4 protein-coding genes are annotated in these 4,041 nt (G+C 64.5%); 1 reads left to right on the top strand and 3 read right to left on the bottom strand.

Going from position 1 to position 4,041, the window contains the following annotated elements:
* Nucleotides 1–1,420, top strand: a 1,420-nt coding sequence (locus AC5DC2_RS20520; protein ID WP_491699824.1) for a beta-eliminating lyase-related protein, incomplete at its 5' end; no start/stop codon positions are given.
* A 456-nt stretch (nt 1,421–1,876) separates the two neighbouring features.
* On the opposite strand, the gene AC5DC2_RS20525 is transcribed toward AC5DC2_RS20520, so the two are convergent.
* The 3 genes from AC5DC2_RS20525 to AC5DC2_RS20535 form a co-directional block, all read right to left on the bottom strand.
* A complete protein-coding gene (locus AC5DC2_RS20525; RefSeq protein WP_491699825.1) occupies nt 1,877–2,020 on the bottom strand; it encodes a hypothetical protein in 144 nt (47 codons plus the stop codon).
* Between the two features lie 351 nt (nt 2,021–2,371).
* Nucleotides 2,372–3,349 carry a linear amide C-N hydrolase gene (locus AC5DC2_RS20530; RefSeq protein WP_491699826.1) on the bottom strand — a complete coding sequence of 326 codons (978 nt, stop codon included), beginning with the start codon at nt 3,347–3,349 and terminating at the stop codon, nt 2,372–2,374.
* 85 nt (nt 3,350–3,434) lie between these two features.
* A partial coding sequence (locus AC5DC2_RS20535) for an AbrB family transcriptional regulator (protein ID WP_491699827.1) occupies nt 3,435–4,041 on the bottom strand: 607 nt, incomplete at its 5' end.

The following is a 4,041-nucleotide window of genomic DNA, read 5'->3' on the forward strand; positions in this document are numbered from 1 at the left end:
CGAGATGACCCGCTATATGCGCCGCCTCGCCGACCGCGATCTGGCGCTCGACCGGGCGATGATCCCGCTCGGCTCCTGCACGATGAAGCTCAATGCCACTGTGGAAATGCTGCCGATCACCTGGCCGGAATTTGCCGACATTCATCCCTTCGCGCCGGAAAACCAGGCGCTCGGCTATCGCGAGATGATCGAGGACCTGTCGGACAAGCTCTGCGCCATCACCGGCTATGACGCCTTCTCCATGCAGCCGAATTCCGGCGCGCAGGGCGAATATGCCGGGCTTCTGACGATCCGCCGCTTCCATCGCGCCAATGGCGATGCCCACCGCGACATCTGCCTGATCCCGACCTCCGCGCATGGCACCAATCCGGCCTCCGCGCAGATGGCGGGCATGAAGGTGGTGCCGGTGAAATCGCGCGACAATGGCGATATCGACCTCGATGATTTTGCCGAAAAGGCCGCGCAGCACGCCGAAAACCTCGCCGCCTGCATGATCACCTATCCCTCGACCCATGGCGTGTTCGAGGCGACGGTAAAGGCGGTCTGCGAAATCACGCATAAATATGGCGGTCAGGTCTATCTCGACGGCGCCAATATGAATGCGATGGTCGGGCTGTCGCGGCCCGGCGATATCGGCTCGGATGTCAGCCACCTCAACCTGCACAAGACCTTCTGCATTCCCCATGGCGGCGGCGGGCCGGGCATGGGGCCGATCGGCGTCAAGGCGCATCTGGCGCCGCATCTCCCCGGCAATCCGGCGACGGACGCGGCAGGCGGCGCGGTCTCGGCCGCCCCCTTTGGTTCACCATCGATCCTGCCGATTTCCTGGAGCTATTGCCTGATGATGGGCGGCGAAGGGCTGACGCAGGCAACCCGCGTGGCGATCCTCAACGCCAACTACATCGCCGCCCGGCTGAAGGGCGCCTATGACGTGCTCTACAAGTCGGACAAGGGCCGCGTCGCGCATGAATGCATCATCGACACAAGGCCCTTGAAGGAGAGCGCCGACGTCAGCGTCGACGACATCGCCAAGCGCCTGATCGACTGCGGCTTCCATGCGCCCACGATGAGCTTTCCGGTGCCCGGCACGCTGATGATCGAGCCGACGGAATCGGAGACCAAGGCCGAGCTCGATCGTTTCTGCGATGCGCTGCTGGCGATCCGCGAGGAAGTCCGCGCCATCGAGGACGGCCGCGCCGACCGCGTCGACAACCCGCTCAAAAACGCCCCGCACACGGTGGAAGATCTTGTGGGCGAATGGACCCACCCCTATTCGCGCGAACAAGCCTGCTTCCCCCCCGGCGCCTTCCGCGTCGACAAATACTGGCCGCCGGTCAACCGCGTGGACAATGTCTATGGGGACCGGAATCTGGTGTGCGCCTGCCCTCCGATGAGTGATTATGCGGAGGCTGCGGAGTAGAGGCGAGCGATAACGCTAAAACTAAAACGTAAATTGAGGCCGGCGGAAACGTCGGCCTTCGTTTTGCGGAAAGCCTCGCCACACTTCCGCGTCATCCTCGGGCTTGACCCGAGGATCCAATCACGTCTGAGGCGACAGGAGCTTGCGGCTTATCTGAGGTGAGGTACTTACGCAAATCCGCTCGCGCTTCTCGTTGGGAGAGGTGCTTAGATCCTCGGGTCAAGCCCGAGGATGACGCGGAGAGGTGATAGCATCAGTGGCAAGCACCGGCGCACGGTGTAAGACCTTCTGGGCGAATGGCCCCCTATTCCTGTGAACAGGCCGGCTAAAGGGTTCACCCCTCTCTGCCCCTGTCGGGGCATCTCTCCCTCAAGGGGAGAGATTGTGGGCTGGGAGGTTGTTGGAAGGCGGCGGCGGCAGCATCAGCGGTTGGCTGGACCGTCCACCCCGCCCCCCTCACGGCACCAGAAACTCAAACGGCGCCGCCGCTTTCATCAGCCCCGCGACATCCCCGCCCGGCAGGGCCGGATCGTTCAGCCCCAGCGTCTTCGCCGGAGCCCCCTCGGAGAGATCGAAATCCGCAAGATCGACCCAGAACACCGACGGGTTGATGACGGAGTGGAAATAGTAGCGGCGGTGGTCGTGTTCGGCGACGGTGCGCCAGAGGGTGAAGGCGTGGTTGGGTTTTCTGGAGCCTCAGGCTGGCTCTCACGACGCGACTTGTACGGCTTAACCGCCATCAATCTCTCCCCTTGAGGGGGAGATGTCGCGAAAGCGACAGAGAGGGGTATCGGGCATAAGCCGGAAACGCCGTGCTCTCGGATAGGGTTCACCCCTCTCTGCCCCTGTCGGGGCATCTCTCCCTCAAGGGGAGAGATTGTGGGCTGGGAGGTTGTTGGAAGGCGGCGGCGGCAGCATCAGCGGTTGGCTGGACCGTCCACCCCGCCCCCCTCACGGCACCAGAAACTCAAACGGCGCCGCCGCTTTCATCAGCCCCGCGACATCCCCGCCCGGCAGGGCCGGATCGTTCAGCCCCAGCGTCTTCGCCGGAGCCCCCTCGGAGAGGTCGAAATCCTTAAGATCGACCCAGAACACCGACGGGTTGATAACGGAGTCGAAATAGTAGCGGCAGTGGTCGTGTTCGGCGACGGTGCGCCAGAGGGTGGAGGCGATGTTGGGTTTTTCGGGGTCGGACATGCCGAGCGGGGTCGAGATCGCGCGCACCTGCGAGAACACGGAGGCGAGCGCGGCGCGGCGGTCCTTGAGCGGCGTTGCGGATTTCAGGTTGTAGCTGGCGCGGGCAAAGCGGTCGGCGGCGTTCACCGTGCCGGGTAGAAAACTCTTGCCGCCGACGAGGTTCCAGTAGCCGTTGATGGCAAGCTGCTGGTCATAGGTCGGCGAATTGGCCATCACGCGATAGTCGCGGCCGTGATGGATGGTGAGCCTGCCGCCGACGAATTCGAAGATCGCGCTGTCGCCGGAGGCATCGGAGAGCGCCAGATGCACGGTCGCGGGCGCGCCGTTCGGCGCCTCGCCGGTGATCACCGTCAGCGGGTCGTCGGCCATGGCGTCTGCTGCTTCCGCGACGGTCGCGAAATTGTCGAGCATGTATTGCAGCCAGGCGCCGACCGAGATCAGCGGCTTTGCCCGCGCGGCCGGATCGCCATAGGACGATTCCACCAGATAGAGCATGTTGCCGGCAAGGCCCGCCTCGTTCATGCCGTCGGAAGTGGCGAGATTGTAGATCGCGACGATCACCGAGCCGTATTGCGAGGTCCATGTCGCCGAGCCCTCGCCCACCCCGCCATTGCGGGCCATCCCGCGCGGAAACACCCAGAGGTCGGACTGCATGGTCACGTCGCGCCAGTCCATCGAGCGCCCGGTGATGTAGGTTGACGTTCCGGTTTCATAGAAGATGCGCGTGCACATGGGATATCCTCCGCCTGACCCTGTTTATTGGTTGACTGAGGCTAACCCGATCGTTCGCGGCCGACAACGCTATTTGCGCTTTATCCTAAAAATGGCTCCGCCTGGCGACAAAGCGCGCCAGCATCGGCCCGAGCGCCATGACGAAGAAGAAGCGCGCGATCTGCATCGACATGACGAAGGCGATGTCGACATCGGTCGAGGCGGAGATGATGGCAACCGCATCCGCGCCGCCGGGGCTGGTGGCGAGATAGGCGGACAGCGGATCGATGCCGGCGAATTCCACCAGCAGAAAGGCGAAAACGGCGCAAATCGCCACGAGCGCGAAGATGGAGGCGAGCACGCGCGGCAGCGCCCGGCTGGCATGGCGGATGACGTCGCGGTCGAAACGCGCGCCGATCGCCCAGCCGACCAGCGCATAGGAGGCGGCCAGCAGCGGCTGCGGCAGTTCGATGTCGACGAGGCCCGCAACATTGAGCGCCGATCCGATGATCACCGGCACGATCATCGCGCCCGCGGGAAGGCCCGAGCGGCGGCCGATGACGACGCCGATGACGACGAGCAGGAGCGTCTGCAGCAGCGCCTGCCAGTCCGGCGCCGCCAGCCAGAGGATGGGCTCGGGCGCGCCCTCGCCGCCCACCCCGGTCCAGGCCCGCGCGATGGTGGCGGCAACGATGGTGACGATGACGACGCGG

Source organism: Martelella sp., assembly GCF_984369615.1.

Coding starts and splice junctions, on each gene's coding strand:
- AC5DC2_RS20530 (WP_491699826.1), bottom strand. CDS start 3,349: ATGTGCACGCGCATCTTCTATGAAACCGGAACGTCAACCTACATCACC.